The sequence below is a fragment of the Cupriavidus nantongensis genome (genome assembly GCF_001598055.1).
Lineage (GTDB): Bacteria > Pseudomonadota > Gammaproteobacteria > Burkholderiales > Burkholderiaceae > Cupriavidus > Cupriavidus nantongensis.
The window spans coordinates 1,519,803-1,540,244 of sequence record NZ_CP014844.1; the positions used below are offsets into that span (position 1 = coordinate 1,519,803).

Genomic DNA, 20,442 nt, shown 5'->3' on the forward strand with positions numbered 1-20,442 from the left:
GCGCAGGCGAGGGGCGACGGGAGTAGAATTGCCACCATGCAAAACGCCCACGCCATCAATGCCGACCTGCATTGCCATTCCACCGTTTCCGACGGCACGCTCGCGCCGCGCGCCGTGGCGCAACTCGCCCGCGACGCGGGGGTTGCGTTCTGGGCGCTGACCGACCACGACGAGCTGGGCGGGCAGGCCGAGGCACGCGCCGCCGCCGAGGAATTCGGCATGCGCTATGTGCCGGGCGTCGAGATCTCGGTGACCTGGGCCGGGCAGACCGTGCATATCGTCGGGCTGCAGATCGACCCGTTCTGTCCGGAACTGATCGATGGCCTGACCGAGACCCGTTCGGGCCGCGCGCGACGCGCGCGCGATATCGCCGAGGCGCTGGCCAGGGTGGGCATCGATGGTGCCTATGAAGGCGCGCTGCAATACGTGGGCAACCCGGACCTGATCTCGCGCACGCATTTCGCGCGCTGGCTGGTCGACCAGGGCCGCTGCGCCAGCATCGGCGATGTCTTCAGCGAGTACCTGTCGGAGGGGCGCCCGGGCTATGTCGGCCACCGCTGGGCCAGCCTGGCCGAAGCGGTGGGCTGGATCCGCACCGCCGGCGGCATCGCGGTGATGGCGCACCCGGGCCGCTACCACTACACCGACACCCAGCACGACGCGCTGTTCGATGAATTCACGGCGCTGGGCGGCGGCGCGGTCGAGGTGGTGACCGGCAGCCATACCCCGGACCAGTACCGCCGCTACGCCGAGGTGGCGCGGCACTACGGGCTGCTGGCTTCGCGCGGCACGGATTTCCACGGGCCCGGCGAGGGCCGGGTGGAACTCGGCACGCTGCCGCCGCTGCCGCCCACGGTCACGCCGGTCTGGCACGACTGGTAGGCACCTCGCCTGGCCGGGGCCAGCCCCCGGATGCCGCTCCGTTCCATCCGACTCCGCCCCCTGGCCCATGTCCCAGTACTTCGAGATCCATCCGCTCAACCCGCAGTCGCGCCTGCTCAAGCAGGCCGCCCAGATCCTGCAGAAGGGCGGGCTGGTCGCGCTGCCCACCGACTCCAGCTATGCGCTGGCGTGCCGGCTCGACGACAAGGCCGCGGTCGAGCGCCTGCGCCGGCTGCGCGGCATCGACGACCGCCACCACCTGACGCTGATGTGCCGCGACCTGTCCGAGCTCGGCAACTTTGCCCGCGTCGACAACCGCCAGTACCGCTGGCTCAAGGGCGCCACGCCGGGCCCGTACGTGTTCATCCTGGAGGCGACCAAGGAAGTGCCGCGGCGGCTGTCGCACCCGGCGCGCAAGACCATCGGGGTGCGCGTGCCCGACCACGCCATCCCGCTTGCGCTGCTGGGCGAAACCGGCGAGCCGCTGATCTCGGCGACGCTGCAGCTGCCGGGCGACGACGAACCGCTCAACGACCCGGCGCAGATCCGGGCGCGGCTGGAGAAACAGCTCGACCTGGTGGTGGACGGCGGGCCGGCCCCCGCGCAGCCGACCACGGTGATCGACCTGACCGGCGGCGAGCCGGAACTGGTGCGCGCCGGCCGCGGCGACATCGCCCGCTTCGGCCTCTGACCCGCGGCGCCGCCGGGGCTTCGGCCGGGTGCACCAGCGTGCGCCCGGGCGCCGGCGGGCCGCTACAATAGCGCTCATGGATTCCTCCCTTATCCAGACCTTCGCGGTCTATGCCCTGCCGGTGCTGTTCGCCATCACGCTGCACGAGGCCTCGCACGGCTATGTGGCCAAGCTGTTCGGCGACAGCACCGCCTATGCGCTCGGGCGCGTCAGCCTGAACCCGATCCGCCATATCGACCCGATCGGCACCATCGCCGTGCCGCTGCTGCTGTACATCATGACCAGCGGCCAGTTCGTGTTCGGCTACGCCAAGCCGGTGCCGGTGGTGTTCGAGCGCCTGCGCAACCCGCGCTGGCACGGCATGTGGGTGGCGCTGGCGGGCCCGGCCAGCAACGTGGTGCAGGCCTTCGTGTGGGTGCTGCTGGCGATCGGCCTGACCTGGGGCGGCGTGCGCGAGCCGTTTTTCGGCGAGATGGCCTTGGCCGGCGTACGCGTCAACCTGGTGGTGGCGGCCTTCAACCTGTTCCCGGTGCCGCCGCTGGATGGCGGCCGCGTGCTGACCGCACTGCTGCCGCAGGGCATTGCACGCGCGGTGTCGCGCATCGAGCCGTACGGCATTTTCGTGGTGCTGGCGCTGGTGGCCGCGGGGGTGATCACCACCATCTGGATGACGCCGGTGGTCAATGTGCTGATGTCGCTGATCGAGCTGCTGCTGCGCCCGATCGTGCTGCTGCTCAATTGACGGGGGCTGCCATGACGCTGTCGCATGCCGGCCTTGCCGCGCCCTCGGCCTGGGTCACGCGCTGGGCCCATCTGCTGCGCCCGGGCGCGCGGGTGCTGGACCTGGCCTGCGGCGGCGGCCGCCATGCCGCCTGGCTGGCCGCGCGCGGCCACCAGGTGCTGGCGGTCGACCGCGATGCCGATGCCATCGCCGGCCTGCCCGCCGAAGTCACCGCGCGCGTGGCCGACCTGGAGCAGGGGGACTGGCCGCTGGCCGGCGAAGCGCCGTTCGACGCCATCGTCGTCACCAACTACCTGCACCGGCCGCTGTGGCCGCACCTGGCGGCCGCGCTGGCGCCGGGCGGGTGCTGGATCTATGAGACCTTCGCCGCCGGCAACGAGACCGTGGGCAAGCCGTCGCGGCCGGATTTCCTGCTGCGCCCCGGCGAGCTGCTCGAGGTCGCGCGCGCCCATGGCCTGCGCGTGGTGGCCTACGAGGATGGCGTGGTCGAAGTGCCGAAAACAGCCTTCGTGCAGCGCCTATGTGCGGTGCGCGAGGCGGCGCCGGCGGCCGGTGCGGCCGGGCCGCCACGCTACCGGCTCGATCCCTGAGCGGGGCGCTGCGCTGTCCGCGCAAACGGCGCCGCATGCGTTGAAACAGTTGGTATCAACCCCTGTCCGGGCAGCGGTCGAAGCGGCCTGCGGTTCCGGTACAATCCCGTTATTCGCATCCCGAATTCCCTAACGTTATGACACAGATTACCGGCAGCATCGTTGCCATCGTCACCCCGATGCAAGAGGACGGCAGCCTGGACTTCCCGGCCCTGCGCGCACTGGTCGACTGGCACGTTGCCGAAGGCACCGACGCCATCGTGATCGTGGGCACCACCGGCGAGTCCCCGACGGTGACCGTCGAGGAGCACTGCGAACTGATCCGCGTTGCCGTTGAGCAGGCCGGCAAGCGCATCCCGATCATCGCCGGGACCGGCGGCAATTCCACCAAGGAAGCGATCGAGCTGACCGCCTTCGCCAAGAAGGTCGGCGCCGATGCCTCGCTGCAGGTCGTGCCGTACTACAACAAGCCGACCCAGGAAGGCATGTACCGGCATTTCCGCACCATCGCCGAGGCGGTGGACCTGCCGGTGCTGCTGTATAACGTCCCCGGCCGCACGGTCGCGGACATGAGCAACGAGACCATCCTGCGCCTGGCGCAGGTGCCGGGCATCGTCGGCGTCAAGGAAGCGACCGGCAACATCGACCGTGCCGCCCAGCTGATCAAGGGCGCGCCGGAAGGCTTCGCCATCTACAGCGGCGACGATCCCACCGCGGTGGCGCTGATCCTGCTGGGCGGCCACGGCAATATCTCGGTGACCGCGAACGTGGCGCCGCGCAAGATGCACGAGATGTGCGCGGCGGCACTGAAGGGCGACGTCGTGACCGCGCGCCGCCTGCATATGGAACTGATCGGGCTGAACCAGGCCATGTTCATCGAAGCCAATCCGATCCCGGTCAAGTGGGCGCTCCAGCAGATGGGCAAGATGGCAGGCGGTATCCGCCTGCCGCTGACCCCGCTGTCCGAGGGCAACCACGACTACGTACGCAAGGCACTGGCCGCCGCCGGCCTGCTGGCCTGATTCTCCGCGGCGTCCTGCTGTCCGCCTAATCTACTAGGATTGCGTGTCAATGAAACTGAAGCTTAACCGCCGCGGCGCGACGCAAGTCCGCCGCGCCGCCCTGGTCGTGCCCGTGCTTGCTGCTGGTGTACTGACTGGCTGCAGCAGCATCAACGAGGCCATGCAGCCCGACAAGATCGACTACAAATCGTCGGCGTCGAAGCGCACGCCCACGCTGGACGTGCCGCCCGACCTGACCAAGCTGGAAGGCGACCGCCGTTATTCGGTGCCCGATGCCAACGGCACCTCGACGCTGTCGACCTACAGCCAGGCCACCAAGGTGCGCGAGCAATCGCCGACCGAGAACGTGCTGCCGTCGGCGCAGGGCATCCGCATGGAGCGCGACGGCAACCAGCGCTGGCTGGTGATCAGCAACGGCATGCGCGGCGACCAGCTGTGGCAGCAACTGCGCGGCTTCTGGCAGGAAAGCGGTTTCCTGCTGGTGCAGGACTCGCCCGAGACCGGCATCATGGAAACCGACTGGGCCGAGAACCGCGCCAAGATCCCGCAGGACATCATCCGCAACACCATCGGCAAGGTGTTCGACGGCCTGTACTCGACCTCCGAGCGCGACAAGTTCCGTACCCGCGTCGAGCGCGCGCAGAACGGCACGCTGGAAGTCTTCATCAGCCACCGCGGCGCGCAGGAACAGCTGACCGGCATCGACAAGTCGAGCACGGTGTGGACCCCGCGCCCGGCCGATCCCGAACTGGAAGCCGAATTCCTGTCGCGCCTGGCGCAGCGCCTGGGCGTGCAGAAGGAGCAGGCCGACCGCATGGCCAAGAACCCGACGCCGGCCGGCAATTCCGCCGCGGCGGCGGGCGCTGCCGCCGGCACCGCGGCCGCCGCTGGTGCCGCTGCCGGCGCCGCCGCCGGCGCTGAAGGTGCCGCGCCGAACAAGTCGTACCTGGCCCAGGTCAACGGCGCCCCGGCGCTGCAGCTGCCCGAGCCGTTCGATCGCGCCTGGCGCTCGGTAGGGTTGTCGCTGGACCGCGTCAACTTTACCGTCGAAGACCGCGACCGCGCGCAAGGGCTGTACTACGTGCGCTATGTCGACCCGCGCAACACGGTCGACAACCGCGGCTTCTTCTCCAAGCTGTTCACCAAGCCGGACGATCCCAAGACCGCCAAGAAGTACCGCGTCTCGCTCAAGGGCACGGGCAGCGGCACGCTGGTGACGGTGCTCAACGACGCCGGCCAGCCCGAGAACGGCGAAGTCGGCAAACGCATCCTGTCGCTGCTCGACGAGCAACTGCACTGAGCCGGCGCATGAGTGCTGGCTTGCCAGCCGGCCGTCCTGGCCGGTGCCTGGCGGGGAGGGCGCGGCCATGATGCGCTTCGCCTTCCTCGGCAGCGGCAGCGAGGGCAACTCGCTGCTGATCGAATCCCGCGAACACACCACCACCACCCGCGTGCTGCTGGACTGCGGCTTCGGCATCCGCGAGACCGCCCGGCGCCTGGAGCGCCTGGGCGTCACGCCGGACCAGCTCGACGCCGTGCTGGTCACGCACGAGCATGGCGACCATGTCGGTTCGGCCTATGCCTTTGCCGCGCGCCATCGCCTGACGGTCTATACCAGCCACGGCACCTGGCTGGCCACCTCGCGCCTGCGCGGCGCCGACGTGGCCGACGTGCGGGTTTGCTGTGCCGACCACGGCTTCGCCATCGGCGGCCTGCAGGTGCTGCCCTACACCGTGCCGCACGATGCGCGCGAGCCGGTGCAGTTCGTGCTGTCGGACGGGCAGGCGCGTCTGGGCGTGCTGACCGATGCGGGCATGGAAACGCCTTACGTGACCGCGCGCCTGGCGGGCGTCGATGCGCTGGTGCTCGAATGCAACCATGACCGCGAGATGCTGCGCAATTCGGTCTATCCGGCCTCGCTCAAGCGGCGCATCGGCGGCGACTTCGGCCACCTGGCCAATGAAGTGGCGGCCAGCATCCTGGCGCAGGTCGCCCATGACCGGCTGAACCGCGTGGTGGCGGCCCACCTGAGCAAGCAGAACAACACGCGCGAGCTGGCCACCGGTGCGCTGGCGGCGGCGCTGGGCGCCAGGCCGAGCGAAGTGCTGGTGGCGGATCAGGAAGAAGGCCTGGCGTGGCAGGCGGTGCGGGCCTGAGCCCGGCCGAACGGAGGCAGGGGGGTACGGGGCCGCGCGAGGGCGCGCCCCAAAAACAAAAACCGGCCCGAAGGCCGGTTTTTTTATCGGTCAGGAACCGATTACTGCTTGGCGGCCGGAGCCGAAGCGTCAGCAGCCGGAGCCGAGGCGTCAGCAGCCGGGGCCGAAGCAGCGTCAGCAGCCGGAGCGGCCGGGGCTTCAGCAGCCGGAGCCGAAGCTTCAGCAGCCGGAGCGGTAGCAGCCGGAGCAGCCGTGTCAGCGGCCGGGGCGGCAGCTTCTTCCTTCTTGCCGCAAGCAGCGAGAGCAACAGCGGCCAGCAGCGATGCGATCAGGAGAGACTTCTTCATTGTTCGTCCTTTAACTTGTAATAACGAAAAACAGGCGATGAATAATTACCGGTAATTATCGCTCTTGAACTGCAAAATTAGGCCCTCCCGGGTGCCGACATATGCAGTGGTCCACAGTACTAGCCAGCCAACAATTATATCCGCGTTTTCCCGGCTTGTGTAGCGCCGAAATTTGCTGATTCGCAATGTTACGCATTATTACAGCCGCGGCCCCAATTGCAACCATCCTTCCAGGGTCCAGTGATGGAATGTTTCCATCAGATCGGGCAGTTCGGCACAGTTTCCAACCTCCTGCGCGCTGAGCTGCCGATTATCGGCCAACTTCTTCAGCCACGGCATCAATTCGGCCGGCGGCTCGTAGGCTTCTCCATTCAGGAAGAAATTGGCGCGGTCGTAAAGCGCAATCGACGCCGGCGCCAGCACCACCCCATGCCGGGACGCCAGTGTCGCATAACGGCGCAACGGCAGGTCAGCGATCTCTGCAAATTCAACGCCAGGCTTGGGCTCGGACAGATGGCTGCCGAGGAATTCCGACACCATCTGGCTGTTCCATTGCAGTGCCTTGAGCCGTTCCGCCACTGCCTTGGCCATGCCGGCCGGCAATTGCGCGGGACGCGTGGCGGCGCGCTCGCCGGCCTCGGCATAACGGCCGCCGAGCTCTTCGTTGTCTTCCACCGTTTCCGACAGCCACGCCAGGAAGTGCCCGGCCAATTCGCGATACGCGGGCGCGCGGAAACCGATCGAGCAGGTCATGCATTCGCCCTCGGCAATACCATCGTGCGCATATTGCGGCGGCAGGTACAGCATGTCGCCGGGTTCCAGCACCCATTCCTGTTCCGCGCTGAAGTTGGCAAGAATCTTCAGCGGCATGTCGGGGATCAGCTCGAGGCTGGTCTGTGACGAAATGCGCCAGCGGCGCCGGCCCGAGACTTGCAGCAGGAACACGTCATACGAGTCGAAGTGCGGGCCCACGCCGCCGCCGTCGGTGGCATAGCTGATCATCACGTCGTCGAGGCGCGCGTCGGGCACGAAGCGGAAGCGGCCCATCAGTTCCGCGGCGGCGGCATCGTGCAGGTTGACGCCCTGCACCAGCAGGGTCCACTGGCGGGTCTTGACGCCGGGCAGGTTTTCGCGCGCAAATGGACCATGCGCGAGCTTCCAGCGGTTGCGGAAGTGCGTCACCAGGCGCGATTCGACATCGTCGCGATCGGCGAGATCGAAAAGCGCATCGCGCGACACCGGCGGCACAATTCCCGGCACCGCCTGTCGAATGAGCAAGGGCTTGCGATGCCAGACATCCCGCATGAATGCAGCAGGCGTCATGCCACCAAGCAGGTCGAGCGGAGTGTCTGGATCGACGGGGCCAGGGGGCAGGGCCTGCGCGTATAATGCGGAATCGTTCATGGAGTCAAGAATTGAAAATCGCTAAGAACACGGTGGTGTCCGTGATGTACAAGCTATCGGACGCGCAAGGCAATCTGATCGAGGAGTCAGATGAAGCCATGGTCTATTTGCACGGCGGCTATGATGGCACGTTCCCCAAGATCGAGGAAGCGCTCGACGGCCATGACACCGGCTTCGAGACCCAGCTGCAGCTGGAGCCGGAAGACGCGTTCGGCGATTACGATGCCGACCTGGTGAAGGTCGAGCCGCGCAACCGCTTCCCCGAGCCGCTCGAAGTCGGCATGCAGTTCGAAGGCATGCCCGAGGACGGCGACGAAGAAGACTCCGTCATCTACACCGTGACCGACGTGGCCGAGGACAAGGTCGTGCTGGACGGCAACCATCCGCTGGCCGGCATGGCGCTGCGCTTCTGGCTGAAGGTCTCCGAAGTGCGCGAAGCCACCGCCGAGGAAGTCGAGCACGGCCACGCCCACGGCGCCTCGGGCGTTGAAGTGGTGGACGAAGACGAGGACGACGATACCCCGCGCACGCTGCACTGAGCTTTCGCTTGCAGTGCTGTCACCAGGAAGCCGGCCGTTGCCGGCTTCTTTGCTTTGGGTGCGTTGCTTTGGGTGCGTTGCTTTGGGTGCGTTGCTTTGGGCGCGCCCGTCAGTTCGGCGCCGGGGCATCCTTCAGCACCACCGCGAACGGCGACGCCGCGGCGGGCGTGATCACCAGCTCGGCCCATTGCGAGATCGAGCTGGCCGGCAGCGACACGCGCGTGAAGTTCTGCAGCACCTTGCCCCCCGCGTCGCGCAGCGGCTTGTCGATGCCGAAGCCGCTGTCGGCGCCGCTGCCGGCGGCGTGCACCAGCAGCACCTGGCCGTTGAAGCGCGCGCTCAGGTCGCGCAGCTGCCGCTTGAATTCCAGGTAGCCGTCGCGCGTGCGGTGACGCATGAAGCCGTCGAGCAGCGTGGGCCGTCCCTTCTTTTCCCAGCCGTTGGCGAAATGCGGATCGGCATGGGCCACCACCACGATGCCATTCAGGTCGCGCTGGCGCGCCACCGAGAACGCCCGCGCCAGCCACTGCCGGTTGGCTTCGCGCCGGTCCTCGAATTCGCTGTTGCGGCCGCCTTCGTCGCGGTAGTGGTTGTTGTCGCCCGGCACGTTCAGGCCGACGATCAGCACGTCGCCGACACTGAGGCGCATGTTCTCGCGGAAGCTGCGGAACAGCGCCTGGTCCGATTGCCGCACCAGCGGCCGCGTCTGACGGCCGAGCGTGGCATCTTCCGGAAAGAACAGTTCGCGCAGCCGGCTCAGCCGCTCGACCGGGTCGAAGCTGCCGTTGACCGACAGCCGGCATTCGGACCAGTCGGTTTCGCCCGGCACATAGACCAGCGGCAGCGGCGACTGGCTCAGCAGCTGCTGGCGGCTGCTGAGCACGGCGTCGCTGCATGACTCCGTATCGCCCTTGATGCCGCCGGCATGGATCACCAGGTTCAGCTTGCGCTCGGCGAAGTGGTCGAGCAGCGTCGCCAGATTGGCTTCCGCGGCGGGCCATTGCGGCAGGTCCGCGATCAGCGCGACGCGCACTACCTGCGGCCTGGCCGGTGCCCGCGCCGCCAGCGCGTGCGGCGCGGCAGCCGCCATCGCGGCCAGGCACAGCCATGGCAGCAGCAGGGTCGGCAGGGCCCGGCGCAGCGCCTTCATGCTGTATCGGCTGTATCGACCGTATCGACCGTATCGACCACCGCGCCAGCCAATGCCTTGAGCCGGTACAGCGCCTCCAGCGCCGCGCGCGGCGTCAGCGTGTCCGGATCGAGATCGGCAAGCGCGTCGATCACGGCCTCCTGCTCGGGCGCCATTGCAGGGGCGGCGGCCGTCGCGGCGGCGTCGTCCCAGGCCTCGTCGCCGTCGGGCGTCGGCGGCGCGGCGAACAGGTCGAGCTGCGGCGTGGGCGTGGCGTCGGCGGATTGCTGCTCCAGCCAGGCCAGGTGCTTGCGCGCGGCGCGGATCACCGGCTGCGGCACGCCGGCCAGTTGCGCCACCTGCAGGCCGTAGCTCTGGCTGGCCGGGCCGTCCTGCACCGCGTGCAGGAACACGATGCCATCGCCATGCTCGACCGCCGACAGGTGCACGTTGGCCGCCTGCGGGAACTCCTGCGGCAGCTGCGTCAGTTCGAAGTAATGCGTGGCGAACAGGGTATGGCTGCGGTTGTGCGACAGCAGGTGGCGCGCGATCGCCCACGCCAGCGCCAGGCCGTCGAAGGTCGAGGTGCCGCGGCCGATCTCGTCCATCAGCACCAGCGATGCCGGGGTGGCGTGATGCAGGATGCCGGCGGCCTCGGTCATCTCGACCATGAAGGTCGAGCGCCCGCCGGCCAGGTCGTCGGCGGCGCCGATGCGGGTGAAAATGCGGTCGATCGGCCCGATCACCGCCCGCCGCGCCGGCACATAGGCGCCGACACAGGCCAGCAGCACGATCAGCGCGGTCTGGCGCATGAAGGTCGATTTGCCGCCCATGTTCGGGCCGGTGATCAGCAACAGCTTGCGCGCCTCGTTGAGCTGGCAGTCGTTGGCGATAAACGCCACCGACTCCGCCGCGAGCTGGCCCTCGACCACCGGATGGCGGCCCTGCACGATATCGACCACGTTCTCGGCGACGCGCTCGGGCGCCGACCAGTCCAGCGTCTGCGCGCGCTCGGCCAGTGCCGCCAGCACGTCCAGCCGCGCCAGCGCGGCGGCGACGCGCTGCAGTTCGCCGATATGCGGCAGCAGTGCCTGCAGCAGGCCATCGTAGAGCTGCTTCTCGCGCGCCAGCGCGCGGTCCTGCGCCGACAGCGCCTTGTCCTCGAAGGCCTTGAGCTCGGGTGTGATGTAGCGCTCGGCGTTCTTCAGGGTCTGGCGGCGGCGGTAGTCGTCGGGCACCTTGTCGGCCTGGCCGTTGGTGACCTCGATATAGAAGCCGTGCACGCGGTTGAACTCGACGCGCAGGTTGGCAATGCCGGTGCGCGCGCGCTCGCGCGCTTCCAGGTCGATCAGGAACTGGCCGCAGTTCTCGGAGATATCGCGCAGCTCGTCGAGCTCGGTATCGAAGCCGCGCGCGATCACGCCGCCGTCGCGCACCACGGTGGCGGGCTCTTCGGCCACCGCGCGCACCAGCAGGTCCAGGCAGTCATGCGGCACGGCCAGGTCCTGCACGGTCTGCGCCAGCAGCAGGCTGCCCTGGTCGCCGTGCAGGCAGGCCTGCACCTCGGGCAGCGCGCGCAGCGTGTCGCGCAGCGACGACAGGTCGCGCGGGCGCGCATTGAGCAGCGCGAGGCGCGAGGTGATGCGCTCGACGTCGGCGAGCCGGCGCAGCGCCCCGCGCAGCGCGTCGGTGCCCTGGTCGATCAGCACGCCGATGGCCTGCTGGCGCGCCTGCGGCAGCGCCGGGTCGCGCAGCGGGTGGTGCAGCCAGTGGCGCAGCGCGCGGCTGCCCATGGCGGTGCAGCAGGTGTCCAGCAGCGAGAACAGCGTCGGCGACTCGCCGCCGCGCAGGGTTTCGGTCAGTTCCAGGTTGCGCCGCGTGGCGGAATCCAGTCCGACATATTCGGATTCGCGTTCGACCTTGACGCCCTGCACATGGCGCAGCGACTGGCCCTGCGTGGTGGCGGCGTAGTTCAGCAGCGCGCCCGCCGCGCCCAGCGCGGCGCCCAGCCCGGCACAGCCGAACGGGTCCAGGCTGGCCACGCCCAGCTGCTCGCGCAGCCGGCGCGTGCCGGCGTCCTGGTCGAAATGCCATTCCGGCAGGCGCGTGCGTGCGCACGCCAGCGCCGGCAGTTCGATGCCATCGGCATACAGCAGCTCGGCCGGGCGGATGCGCTCCAGCTCGCGGCCCAGCAGCGCCGCCTCGCATTCCATCAGGCGCAGCTCGCCGCTGGCCAGGTTCAGCCATGCCAGCCCGGTCTTGCTGACGCCGCGGCGCGTGGTCTGCTGGTGCACCGCCATCAGGAAGGTATCGGCCTTGTCAGGCAGCAGCGCGGCGTCGGTCAGCGTGCCGGGGGTGACGATGCGCACCACCTTGCGCTCCACCGGCCCCTTGCTGGTGGCGGGGTCGCCGATCTGCTCGCAGATCGCCACCGACTCGCCCAGCTTTACCAGCCGCGCCAGGTACTGGTCGGCCGAATGGAAGGGGATGCCGGCCATGCGGATCGGCACGCCATTGGACGCGCCGCGCGCGGTCAGCGTGATGTCGAGCAGGCGCGCGGCCTTCTCGGCATCGTCATGAAAGAGTTCGTAGAAGTCACCCATGCGGTAGAACAGCAGGGTGTCGGGGTGGTCCGCTTTGATGCGCAGATATTGCTGCATCATGGGCGTGTGGCGGCTGCCTGCGGCGTCTGCCTGTGCCGGTTCAGGGTCGATTTTCTTCTGCAATCCCATTGCCATTTAGCCTGTCTGGCGGTGGGCCTGCGTCGTGCCGCCCGATCCGCGCCGAGCGCACCTTGCGTGCCAGGAAAAGCGCCCCCGCGGGGGCGGGCCGGGCGCTGGTCCGGCGGCCTGTGGCCGCGGCACGAAGGGGCGTTTTCGAATATGGGCGATATGGTACAGCACGGTGCCGCCGCCGAAGTGCAGCAGCGCGCTGCGCCAGCCCCGGATCAGCGGAACACCAGCACCGGGATGTCGCTATGGGTCAGCACTTTCTGCGTTTCGCTGCCGAGCAGCAGGCTGCTGAGTCCGCGGCGGCCGTGCGAGGCCATGAAGATGACATCGCAGCCCAGGTCCTTGGCGGCATGGATGATGCCCTGGTACGGCGCCGAAGCGCTGGAGACGTGGCCGCTGCATGGCACGCCGGCCAGCGCGGCCGCGGACTCGACCCTGGACAGTTCCTGGCGCGCCTCGGCTTCGACGCGCTGCTGGTAGGCGTCGCGCTTTTCGTGCGAGCTGTCGCTGGTCAGCACATAGGGATAGCTCTCCACGCACATGTAGGGCGTGAGCCGGGCGCCGGCGGTGCGGGCGAACTGGATGCCGGCGGAGACGGCCTGGTGCGACAGCTCCGAGCCGTCGACGGGAAGCAGGATGTGCTTGAACATGGAATCCTTTCTCGTTGTGTGACACGAATGGCGTAAATCGGGCAAGAAGAGGGCGGTGCCTTGCGCTGCCGCCCCGGTGCTCAGTTGGCCAGCGCGCGCCCGACGATCAGCGGATCCGGCTGGCCGATGGCGGTGGTGTCGCGGTTGGCATAGGGAAAGCGCGACAGGATGTAGCGCAGCGCGTTGAGCCGCGCGCGCTTCTTGCAATCGGAACGGATCACGGTCCAGGGCGCGTCGGCGGTATCGGTATGCGCGAACATCGCCTCCTTGGCGCGGGTGTACTCGTCCCATTTGTCGAGCGAGGCGACGTCGACCGGGCTGAGCTTCCATTGCTTGAGCGGATGGATTTCGCGCTCGCGGAAGCGGCGGCGCTGCTCCTTCTGGCTGACCGAGAACCAGAACTTGAACAGGTGGATGCCGCTGCGCACGAGGTGGCGCTCGAAATCGGGCGCCTGCTGCAGGAAGTCCTGGTATTCGCGGGTCGAGCAGAAGCCCATCACGTGCTCGACGCCGGCGCGGTTGTACCAGGAGCGGTCGAACAGCACGATCTCGCCAGCGGACGGCAGGTGCTGCACGTAGCGCTGGAAATACCATTGGCCGCGTTCCACTTCGGTGGGCTTTTCCAGCGCCACCACGCGGGCGCCGCGCGGGTTCATATGTTCCATGAAGCGTTTGATGGTGCCGCCCTTGCCGGCGGCGTCGCGGCCTTCGAACAGGATCACCACGCGCTGGCCGGTCTCGCGCACCCAGACCTGGAACTTGAGCAGTTCCACCTGCAGGCGGTACTTCTGCTTCTCGTAATTGCGCCGCGACATCAGGTTCTGGTACGGGTACGCGCCTTCGCGCCAGCCGGCGGACAGCTCATCGTCCGGGTGGCGCTGGCGGCCGGCCTGCCAGGCGGCGGGGTCGCCCTCGAGAATGAGGCTGCGCAGTTGCGCGGCCTCGTCCGGCGCCAGACCGTCGAGCAGGGTGCGGACGGCGCCCAGCATGCCGCGGCCATCGCCGGCCTGGCTGGCAAGGATGTCCTGCATGCCGCTTGCCGCCAGTTGCACCGCGGCTTCGACGGCGCTGTCGACCTCATTGCGCTGGGCCGACAGCGCCGAACGGGTGGGCAGCACATCGCCCCTGGCGGTGGCGCGGGGCCGTGTGGTGGTGGTACGGGTTGCGGTACGGGTGGGGATACGGGTAGGGAGGGTGTCGCGATCGGTCATCTGCGCGCCTCCGGTCAGGCGGTGGTGCGGCGCAGGATCTGGTAGAGCTGGTCCTTGAGCAGCAGCTTCTCCTTTTTCAGCCGCTCGATCTCGAAGGTGGATGCCGGTACCAGGCCCGCCTCCATGTTGTGGATTTCCTGGTCGAGCGAATTGTGGCGGTGGAACAGCCGCGCAAAGCGGGCGTCCTGCGTCTTGAGGGCGGTGATCTGGTCGCGGTATTCGGGAAACATGCTGCTCTCCTGTGGCTGGATCCGCGCGCACATGGCGTGGCGCATGGATTCATTCTGGTGAGCGCAGGGCGTCGCGGCCTTGACCAGGATCATGGCTCGCCGGGGAATGAGACGAGGCCGCAAGGCGGGACGCACTGGCATGCGGCCCCGGAAAAACAAACGCCCGCCGGGGTGCGGCGGGCGTGCTTGCTGGCATGGCCGCTCGGGCCATCTGCCAGTCTCAGGCGGCGCTCGGCTTGGCGCTGGGTGTGGTGTTGTCCAGCGAATACGGCGACAACAGGCGCACCATCTGGGCAAAGGCCTTGGGGTTGCCGGCCAGCACTTCGCCTTGTTCCAGCTGGCGCGGCTCGCCGGCGTAGTTGCCGACCAGGCCGCCCGACTCGGTGATCAGCAGCATGCCGGCGGCCATGTCCCACGGCTGCAGGCCGCGCTCGAAGAAGCCGTCGAGGCGGCCGCAGGCGACGTAGGCCAGGTCCAGCGCGGCGGCGCCCGGGCGGCGCAGGCCGGCGCAGCTGCGCGTCATCAGCGCGAAGATCTCGAGGTACTCGTCCACGCCTTCCAGGTCGCGGAAGGGGAAGCCGGTGCCGATCAGGCAGTCGGCCAGCTTGTCGCGGCGGGTGACGCGGATGCGACGGTTGTTGAGGAAGGCGCCGGCGCCCTTGGTGGCGGTGAACAGCTCGTCGCGGGTGGGGTCGTAGACCACCGCCTGCACCGGCGTGCCGCGGTGCAGCTGGGCGATCGAGACCGCGTATTGCGGGAAGCCGTGGATGAAGTTTGTGGTGCCGTCGAGCGGGTCGATGACCCAGGTGTATTCGTGGGTGGCTTCTTCTTCGGTCCAGGACTGGCCGGACTCTTCCGCTAGAATGCCGTGTTCCGGGTAGGCCGTGCGCAGGATCTCGATGATCGCGGCTTCGGCGGCGCGGTCGACCTCGGTAACGAAATCGTTGTGTTGCTTGCGCGAGACGCGCACCAGATCGACGTCGAGCGACGCGCGGTTGATGATGGATCCCGCCTTGCGGGCCGCCTTGATGGCGATATTGAGCATCGGATGCATGAATCTCTCCAGGCCGGCCACGACCGCGCGGCGGGGCGCCAAGGCGCCGCTCGCCCGCTCATGGGCAGCTGACAACACAACGGATTGTAGAAGAACGTGGGGCGTCGCCGGCCTTGCTGCAGGACGCTTCGCAAATGTGTCGCGAACGTCTCGCGGGCATGGATAAACCTGGCGCCGCGCCAAAGAAGAACCCCGAATTGTATATGAACCCGGCAATTGATACGAGCCAGCCCGCTACCCCCACCTCCGGCGGGGATGCCTTCGGCCGCGTGCGCTTCGTGCTGGTGGAAACCAGCCATCCCGGCAACGTCGGCTCGGTGGCGCGGGCGATCAAGACCATGGGCTTCGGCAGCCTGGTGCTGGTTTCGCCGCGCGAGCCCGAGGTGCTGCGGCATCCCGACGCCGTCGCCATGGCCAGCGGCGCCGACGACGTGCTGGCCGCCGCCGCGATCGTCGACCACGTCGATGCGGCCCTGGCCGGCGCCGCGCTGACCGTCGCCATGACCGCGCGCCAGCGCGAGTTCGGACCGCCGCGGCTGCTGCCGCGCGCCGCCGCCGCGCGTGCGCGGCAGACGCTGTCCGGCAGCGACGGCGTGGCGTTCGTGTTCGGCAACGAGCGCTATGGCCTGCCCAACGAGGTGGTGGAGCGCTGCAACGCGGTGACCCATATCCCGGCCAATCCCGCCTATGCCTCGCTGAACCTGGCGCAGGCGGTGCAGCTGGTGGCCTACGAGATGCGGCTGGCGCTGCTGGAGGCCGCCCCGGACGCGGGCGCCAATATCGGCTATGCTGGCGAGCCGGCCACGGCCGAACAGGTCGAGGCCATGTTCGGCCACCTGCAGGCCGGACTCGAGGCGATCGGCTTTCTCGATCCGTCCAATCCGCGCAAGCTGATGACCCGGCTGCGCCGTCTGCTGGCGCGCAGCGGCCTCGAGCGCGAGGAAGTGAACATCCTGCGCGGCATCGCCAAGCACATGCTGATTGCCGCGCAGAACCCGTCGGGCCCGCAGGCCGACCGGTGACAGGAGCAAAGGACTGTGGCCGCAACCCGTAGCGACGCGATGTGGGACCGGAACGGTGCATGCCGAGGCGGCGTGGCCGGGCGTCCTGCCGCCGCGGGTGGGCGCATGCCCGGTCGATGTTGATCGCAGCATCGCAGCAATGTCCCTGGCGGATCAGGGGCCAAACGCCGGCGCCGCAAGGCGGGCCGGCAAATCCCGTACACTCCTGATCCTCTTCACCGGCCCCCGACCGCGCCGGTGACCCCGCCCCGGGCGCTGGCCCGCGTGGCATGGCGCACGGCGCGGCACCACGACACGACCAAGATGTTCTCTCGCCTGAAGGAAGATATCGACACCATCATGCTGCGCGATCCCGCCGCGCGCAGCCGCCTGGAAGTCCTGACCTGCTATCCGGGCCTGCATGCGGTGCTGCTGCACCGGCTGGCGCACGCGTGCTGGCGCGCGGGCTGGCACTGGCTGGGCCGCTGGATCTCGCACTGGTCGCGCTTCTTCACCGGCATCGAGATCCATCCGGCGGCGACGCTGGGCCGGCGCGTGTTTATCGACCACGGCATGGGCGTGGTCATCGGCGAAACCGCGCAGATCGGCGACGACTGCACCATCTACCAGGGCGTGACGCTGGGCGGCACGTCGCTGTACAAGGGCCAGAAGCGGCATCCGACCCTCGGCGTCGGCGTGGTGGTCAGCGCGGGCGCCAAGGTGCTGGGCGGATTCGAAGTAGGCGACGGCGCGCGCGTGGGCTCCAACGCGGTGGTGCTCAAGCCGGTGCCGCCGGGCGCGACCGCGGTCGGCATTCCGGCCCGCATCATCCTGCCGGATGCGCCGTCGGTGCAGCAGGGGGCCAGGCAGGAGTTCTCGGCCTACGGCATCACGCCGAATGCCGACGATCCGGTATCGCTGGCGCTCAAGAGCCTGATCGACAATGCCGCGCTCCAGCATGACCGCATCGAGGCCGTGCTGGCCGCGCTCGACCGGCTTGGCGAACACCTGGAGAACACGCCGAACGATCCGTTCGATGCCAGCGAGCTGCGCAAGCTGATGAAGTAACGGCGCGAGCGACGGCTGGCGCGGTTCAGTCTGTCTGCGGCAGCAGCCGGAAGCCGTCCTGGTCCAGCTGCAGCACCGCGGCGCGCGGATGCGCGCCATCCAGGTCCCAGTCGGTCAGCACCCAGCGCACGCCTGCACCTTCCTCGTGGCGAGCCGGGCGATGGGTATGGCCATGGACCAGCAGCGACGCGCCGGCTGCGCCGAGCAACTCGGCCGCCGCAGCGGGGGCCACATCACCGTAGACCACCGGAACCGCCGCGCCCGCACTGCGTTGCCGGGCGCGGTTGCCTTCGCTGTCCGCGCGCAGCTTGCGGGCGACGGCCAGGCGCGCGCGCAGCGGCAGCGCCAGGAACACGCGCTGCACCCAGCGCTTGCGGGTCCAGCGGCGAAAGCGGTTGTAGCGTTCGTCGTCGATGCACAGCATGTCGCCGTGGCTCAGCACCACGCGCTGGCCGGCGCAATCGATCATGGTGGGGTCGGGCAGCAGCGTGGCGCCGGCGGCGTCGGCGAAGCGCTGTCCCAGCAGGAAGTCGCGGTTGCCGTGCATCAGGTACACCGCCACGCCGCGCGCGGCCAGTGCGCGCAGCGCCAGCGCCACGCGTTGCGCGAACGGCGTCTCGGTTTCTTCGTCGCCGACCCAGAATTCAAAGAAGTCGCCCAGGATAAACAGCGTGCGCGCGTGCGTCGCGGCGCGCGCGAGCGTGCGCTCGAAGGCCGCCAGCGTGCGTGGCATGCCGGGCGTCAGATGCAGGTCTGAAATGAACCACGCCGGCGCCTGTACCTCGAGGGGACCGGCCACCGGCGTGTGGGAGATTGCGGTCATGCGTGGTGTCGGGAGAAGAAGACCGACACGCAGGCCGGCACGCGCGCGCACACGGTACCGCAATCGGCAGGCATAGGCTTATTCGACGACGACGGCCTTCTCGATCACGACGTCTTCCAGCGGCACGTCCTGGTGGAAGCCCGAGCTGCCGGTGCGCACGCCCTTGATCTGCTCGACCACGTCGGTGCCGTCGACCACCTTGCCGAACACGGCATAGCCGAAGCCCTGCGGGGTGGGGGACGAGAAGTTGAGGAAGTCGTTGTCGACCACGTTGATGAAGAACTGCGCGGTGGCCGAGTGCGGCGCATTGGTGCGCGCCATCGCCACGGTGTAGCGGTCGTTCTTCAGGCCGTTGCCGGCTTCGTTCTCGATCGGGGCGTCGGTGTCCTTCTGCTTCATGCCGGGCTCGAAGCCGCCGCCCTGGATCATGAAGTTCTTGATCACGCGGTGGAAGATGGTGTTGTCGTAGTGGCCCTTGCGGACATACGACAGGAAGTTCTCCACCGTTTTCGGGGCCTTTTCGGCGTCGAGTTCCAGGGTGATCACACCCTTGTTGGTCTGCAGCTGTACCTTGGACATGGCGGTTTCCTCTGTTCGGTAATTATTTGACGACGGTGGCCGACTCGATCACGATCGGCGCGGCCGGCACATTGCGCATCGGGCCGTAGGCCGTGGTCGGCACGGCCTTGATCTTGTCGATCGTGTCCATGCCTTCCACCACCTTGCCGAAGACGGCATAGCCATTGCCGTCCGGCTGCGGGTAGTCGAGATTCGGATTATCCACCACATTGACGAAGAACTGCGCGGTGGCCGAATCCGGGTTGCTGGTGCGCGCCATGGCAACCGTGCCGGCCTTGTTCTTCAGGCCGTTGCGGGCTTCCAGCGGGATCGGCGCGCGTGTGGGCTTTTCCTTCATGTCGCGGTCGAAGCCGCCGCCCTGCACCATGAAGCCGTTGATCACGCGGTGGAAGATGGTGCCACTGTAGAAGCCGCTCTTCACATATTCCAGGAAGTTCGCGACGGTCCTGGGTGCGGCCTCGGGATAGAGCTCGACCGTGAACTTGCCGGCGCTGGTGACGAACTGGACGCGCTCGGCGGCCTTCTGCTGGGCCAGCGCGCTGAACGAAGACAGCGCCAGGGCGCCTGCGGCCAGGCCGGCAATGACGATGCGACGGGAACGGATCATGAAGGAACTCCGGTAAGTCGGGATGGACGCGGCCCGGGCGTGCCGCGCCGGGCCTGCGGATGGATGTGGTCGGATCGATGCGGTCAGTTGGCCGCGGGCGCGCTGGCCGGCGACTGGCGCCCGCCCGGCGCCGCCTTGCGGCCGGTGGCAGCGGGGGCGGCCGGCTTCGGTGGCGCTGCCACGGCGGAAGCCGGGGCCAGCTGGCGCAGGCCGGCACTGGCGCGGGCATCGCCGGGATTGCGGCGCAGCGCTTCGGTGTAGGCCTGCTCGGCCAGGCGGCGGTAGACGTCGCCCAGGTTGGTATAGCCGACCGCGAAGGCGGGCTTGACCTCGGTGGCCAGCAGCAATTCGGCTTCGGCGCGCTTCAGGTCGCCGCGCTTGGCATAGAGCAGCGCGAGGTTGTTGTGCGGCTCGGGCAGTTCGGGAAAGTCCTGCGCCATCTCGCTGAAGGCCTGGATCGCTTCGTCCTCGCGGCCCGACTGGGCCAGCGCCCAGGCGCGCTGGAAGCGGGCCTGCGCATTGCGCGGGTTGGCAGCGAGCACGCGGTCGAAGCCCTTGATGGCGTCCTCGTAGCGGCGCGCATTGGCGGCTTGCTGGGCCTCGCCCATGCCCGGGTCGGTCGACTGGATGCCGCCGACCGGCGAGGTCGGCACTGCCAGCGACAGCGGGCCGTTCTGCGCGGACGCGGGGCCTGCCAGCGCAGCGGCCAGGGCCAGCAGCGGCAGGACGGTGCGGGATCCGCGCCGGCGCGTGCGCGCAGCGCAGACGGCAGGGGCGGCGGAAAGCGGGGAGGGCAGCGGCAGGCTCATTGAGGACGGGTCCGTTATACTCCGCGGCATTCTAGCAAAGCGGCAAGTGCGGCACGAAGGCGATGCCGCGGCGGCCAGGCTTGCGGTGTTCATGCGCTGACGTGCGTGGGCACGTGCATGCGCGCCGGCCGGCCGGGCCGCGGGTCCGACTCGCGCACCGCCTTCCGGTAAGATAT

General features: G+C 68.6%; 22 protein-coding genes. 10 read left to right on the top strand and 12 right to left on the bottom strand.

Features of this window, described 5'->3' with window-relative positions; all coding sequences use genetic code 11:
* The first annotated feature begins 36 nt into the window (after window positions 1-36).
* From A2G96_RS07015 to A2G96_RS07045, 7 genes are all read left to right on the top strand, one after another.
* Complete coding sequence (locus A2G96_RS07015; protein WP_062798043.1) at window positions 37-882, top strand: 3',5'-nucleoside bisphosphate phosphatase; 846 nt, start codon at window positions 37-39, stop codon at window positions 880-882.
* A gap of 67 nt (window positions 883-949) precedes the next feature.
* The gene (locus A2G96_RS07020) at window positions 950-1,573 is read left to right on the top strand and encodes an L-threonylcarbamoyladenylate synthase (protein WP_062798045.1); all 624 of its coding nucleotides are present in this window, start codon (window positions 950-952) and stop codon (window positions 1,571-1,573) included.
* Window positions 1,574-1,649: 76 nt separating this feature from the next.
* Window positions 1,650-2,315, top strand: coding sequence for a site-2 protease family protein (locus tag A2G96_RS07025; RefSeq protein ID WP_012352471.1), 666 nt, complete (start codon window positions 1,650-1,652; stop codon window positions 2,313-2,315).
* Between the two features lie 11 nt (window positions 2,316-2,326).
* Entirely contained in the window at window positions 2,327-2,905 is a 579-nt protein-coding gene (locus tag A2G96_RS07030; protein WP_062798048.1) for a class I SAM-dependent methyltransferase, read from the top strand.
* Between the two features lie 137 nt (window positions 2,906-3,042).
* The gene (dapA, locus tag A2G96_RS07035; protein WP_062798050.1) at window positions 3,043-3,927 is read left to right on the top strand and encodes a 4-hydroxy-tetrahydrodipicolinate synthase; all 885 of its coding nucleotides are present in this window, start codon (window positions 3,043-3,045) and stop codon (window positions 3,925-3,927) included.
* Window positions 3,928-3,976: 49 nt separating this feature from the next.
* Window positions 3,977-5,227 (top strand): outer membrane protein assembly factor BamC, encoded by a 1,251-nt coding sequence (gene bamC / locus A2G96_RS07040; RefSeq protein WP_062798051.1) that lies wholly within the window; start codon window positions 3,977-3,979, stop codon window positions 5,225-5,227.
* A 67-nt stretch (window positions 5,228-5,294) separates the two neighbouring features.
* The gene (locus tag A2G96_RS07045; RefSeq protein WP_062798053.1) at window positions 5,295-6,083 is read left to right on the top strand and encodes an MBL fold metallo-hydrolase; all 789 of its coding nucleotides are present in this window, start codon (window positions 5,295-5,297) and stop codon (window positions 6,081-6,083) included.
* Between the two features lie 101 nt (window positions 6,084-6,184).
* On the opposite strand, the gene A2G96_RS34070 is transcribed toward A2G96_RS07045, so the two are convergent.
* Together A2G96_RS34070 and A2G96_RS07050 are read right to left on the bottom strand one after the other, a co-directional pair.
* Entirely contained in the window at window positions 6,185-6,430 is a 246-nt protein-coding gene (locus A2G96_RS34070; protein ID WP_082818866.1) for a hypothetical protein, read from the bottom strand.
* Between the two features lie 198 nt (window positions 6,431-6,628).
* Entirely contained in the window at window positions 6,629-7,834 is a 1,206-nt protein-coding gene (locus A2G96_RS07050; protein WP_174549296.1) for a cupin domain-containing protein, read from the bottom strand.
* Window positions 7,835-7,845: 11 nt separating this feature from the next.
* On the opposite strand from A2G96_RS07050, the gene A2G96_RS07055 reads away from it, so the two are divergent.
* Window positions 7,846-8,373, top strand: coding sequence for an FKBP-type peptidyl-prolyl cis-trans isomerase (locus A2G96_RS07055; RefSeq protein ID WP_025582242.1), 528 nt, complete (start codon window positions 7,846-7,848; stop codon window positions 8,371-8,373).
* Window positions 8,374-8,482: 109 nt separating this feature from the next.
* On the opposite strand, the gene A2G96_RS07060 is transcribed toward A2G96_RS07055, so the two are convergent.
* From A2G96_RS07060 to A2G96_RS07085, 6 genes are all read right to left on the bottom strand, one after another.
* Window positions 8,483-9,523, bottom strand: a complete 1,041-nt coding sequence (locus tag A2G96_RS07060) for a hypothetical protein (protein ID WP_062798058.1) — start codon at window positions 9,521-9,523, stop codon at window positions 8,483-8,485.
* A complete protein-coding gene (mutS, locus tag A2G96_RS07065; RefSeq protein ID WP_062798060.1) occupies window positions 9,520-12,234 on the bottom strand; it encodes a DNA mismatch repair protein MutS in 2,715 nt (904 codons plus the stop codon). Before mutS ends, A2G96_RS07060 begins: the two co-directional genes overlap by 4 nt.
* A 215-nt stretch (window positions 12,235-12,449) precedes the next feature.
* Window positions 12,450-12,884, bottom strand: coding sequence for a universal stress protein (locus A2G96_RS07070; protein WP_062798061.1), 435 nt, complete (start codon window positions 12,882-12,884; stop codon window positions 12,450-12,452).
* Between the two features lie 80 nt (window positions 12,885-12,964).
* The gene (gene ppk2 / locus A2G96_RS07075) at window positions 12,965-14,095 is read right to left on the bottom strand and encodes a polyphosphate kinase 2 (protein WP_062798062.1); all 1,131 of its coding nucleotides are present in this window, start codon (window positions 14,093-14,095) and stop codon (window positions 12,965-12,967) included.
* Between the two features lie 14 nt (window positions 14,096-14,109).
* Window positions 14,110-14,325 (bottom strand): HP1242/YdcH family protein, encoded by a 216-nt coding sequence (locus A2G96_RS07080; protein ID WP_062802096.1) that lies wholly within the window; start codon window positions 14,323-14,325, stop codon window positions 14,110-14,112.
* 220 nt (window positions 14,326-14,545) lie between these two features.
* On the bottom strand, window positions 14,546-15,379 hold the full coding sequence (locus A2G96_RS07085) for an inositol monophosphatase family protein (RefSeq protein WP_062798063.1): 834 nt from the start codon (window positions 15,377-15,379) through the stop codon (window positions 14,546-14,548).
* A 203-nt stretch (window positions 15,380-15,582) separates the two neighbouring features.
* Here A2G96_RS07085 and A2G96_RS07090 point away from each other — a divergent pair, with 203 nt between their 5' ends.
* Window positions 15,583-16,401: an RNA methyltransferase gene (locus A2G96_RS07090; RefSeq protein ID WP_062798064.1), complete on the top strand. Its 819-nt coding sequence runs from the start codon at window positions 15,583-15,585 to the stop codon at window positions 16,399-16,401.
* Window positions 16,402-16,704: 303 nt separating this feature from the next.
* Complete coding sequence (cysE, locus tag A2G96_RS07095) at window positions 16,705-17,448, top strand: serine O-acetyltransferase (RefSeq protein WP_062802097.1); 744 nt, start codon at window positions 16,705-16,707, stop codon at window positions 17,446-17,448.
* Window positions 17,449-17,473: 25 nt separating this feature from the next.
* On the opposite strand, the gene A2G96_RS07100 is transcribed toward cysE, so the two are convergent.
* The 4 genes from A2G96_RS07100 to A2G96_RS07115 form a co-directional block, all read right to left on the bottom strand.
* Window positions 17,474-18,271 (bottom strand): UDP-2,3-diacylglucosamine diphosphatase, encoded by a 798-nt coding sequence (locus A2G96_RS07100; RefSeq protein WP_062798065.1) that lies wholly within the window; start codon window positions 18,269-18,271, stop codon window positions 17,474-17,476.
* Window positions 18,272-18,349: 78 nt separating this feature from the next.
* A complete protein-coding gene (locus A2G96_RS07105; protein WP_012352488.1) occupies window positions 18,350-18,850 on the bottom strand; it encodes a peptidylprolyl isomerase in 501 nt (166 codons plus the stop codon).
* Window positions 18,851-18,872: 22 nt separating this feature from the next.
* Entirely contained in the window at window positions 18,873-19,457 is a 585-nt protein-coding gene (locus A2G96_RS07110; protein WP_062798067.1) for a peptidylprolyl isomerase, read from the bottom strand.
* Between the two features lie 83 nt (window positions 19,458-19,540).
* The gene (locus A2G96_RS07115; protein WP_062798070.1) at window positions 19,541-20,266 is read right to left on the bottom strand and encodes a tetratricopeptide repeat protein; all 726 of its coding nucleotides are present in this window, start codon (window positions 20,264-20,266) and stop codon (window positions 19,541-19,543) included.
* Between the last annotated feature and the right edge of the window lie 176 nt (window positions 20,267-20,442).

Coding starts and splice junctions, on each gene's coding strand:
- A2G96_RS07030 (WP_062798048.1), top strand. CDS start 2,327: ATGACGCTGTCGCATGCCGGCCTTGCCGCGCCCTCGGCCTGGGTCACG.
- A2G96_RS07070 (WP_062798061.1), bottom strand. CDS start 12,884: ATGTTCAAGCACATCCTGCTTCCCGTCGACGGCTCGGAGCTGTCGCAC.
- bamC (WP_062798051.1), top strand. CDS start 3,977: ATGAAACTGAAGCTTAACCGCCGCGGCGCGACGCAAGTCCGCCGCGCC.
- A2G96_RS07090 (WP_062798064.1), top strand. CDS start 15,583: ATGAACCCGGCAATTGATACGAGCCAGCCCGCTACCCCCACCTCCGGC.
- dapA (WP_062798050.1), top strand. CDS start 3,043: ATGACACAGATTACCGGCAGCATCGTTGCCATCGTCACCCCGATGCAA.
- A2G96_RS07115 (WP_062798070.1), bottom strand. CDS start 20,266: ATGAGCCTGCCGCTGCCCTCCCCGCTTTCCGCCGCCCCTGCCGTCTGC.
- cysE (WP_062802097.1), top strand. CDS start 16,705: ATGTTCTCTCGCCTGAAGGAAGATATCGACACCATCATGCTGCGCGAT.
- A2G96_RS07100 (WP_062798065.1), bottom strand. CDS start 18,271: ATGACCGCAATCTCCCACACGCCGGTGGCCGGTCCCCTCGAGGTACAG.
- A2G96_RS07020 (WP_062798045.1), top strand. CDS start 950: ATGTCCCAGTACTTCGAGATCCATCCGCTCAACCCGCAGTCGCGCCTG.
- A2G96_RS07085 (WP_062798063.1), bottom strand. CDS start 15,379: ATGCATCCGATGCTCAATATCGCCATCAAGGCGGCCCGCAAGGCGGGA.
- A2G96_RS07025 (WP_012352471.1), top strand. CDS start 1,650: ATGGATTCCTCCCTTATCCAGACCTTCGCGGTCTATGCCCTGCCGGTG.
- A2G96_RS07050 (WP_174549296.1), bottom strand. CDS start 7,834: ATGAACGATTCCGCATTATACGCGCAGGCCCTGCCCCCTGGCCCCGTC.
- ppk2 (WP_062798062.1), bottom strand. CDS start 14,095: ATGACCGATCGCGACACCCTCCCTACCCGTATCCCCACCCGTACCGCA.
- A2G96_RS07080 (WP_062802096.1), bottom strand. CDS start 14,325: ATGTTTCCCGAATACCGCGACCAGATCACCGCCCTCAAGACGCAGGAC.
- A2G96_RS07015 (WP_062798043.1), top strand. CDS start 37: ATGCAAAACGCCCACGCCATCAATGCCGACCTGCATTGCCATTCCACC.
- A2G96_RS07060 (WP_062798058.1), bottom strand. CDS start 9,523: ATGAAGGCGCTGCGCCGGGCCCTGCCGACCCTGCTGCTGCCATGGCTG.
- A2G96_RS07045 (WP_062798053.1), top strand. CDS start 5,295: ATGATGCGCTTCGCCTTCCTCGGCAGCGGCAGCGAGGGCAACTCGCTG.
- A2G96_RS07110 (WP_062798067.1), bottom strand. CDS start 19,457: ATGATCCGTTCCCGTCGCATCGTCATTGCCGGCCTGGCCGCAGGCGCC.
- A2G96_RS07105 (WP_012352488.1), bottom strand. CDS start 18,850: ATGTCCAAGGTACAGCTGCAGACCAACAAGGGTGTGATCACCCTGGAA.
- A2G96_RS34070 (WP_082818866.1), bottom strand. CDS start 6,430: ATGAAGAAGTCTCTCCTGATCGCATCGCTGCTGGCCGCTGTTGCTCTC.
- mutS (WP_062798060.1), bottom strand. CDS start 12,234: ATGGGATTGCAGAAGAAAATCGACCCTGAACCGGCACAGGCAGACGCC.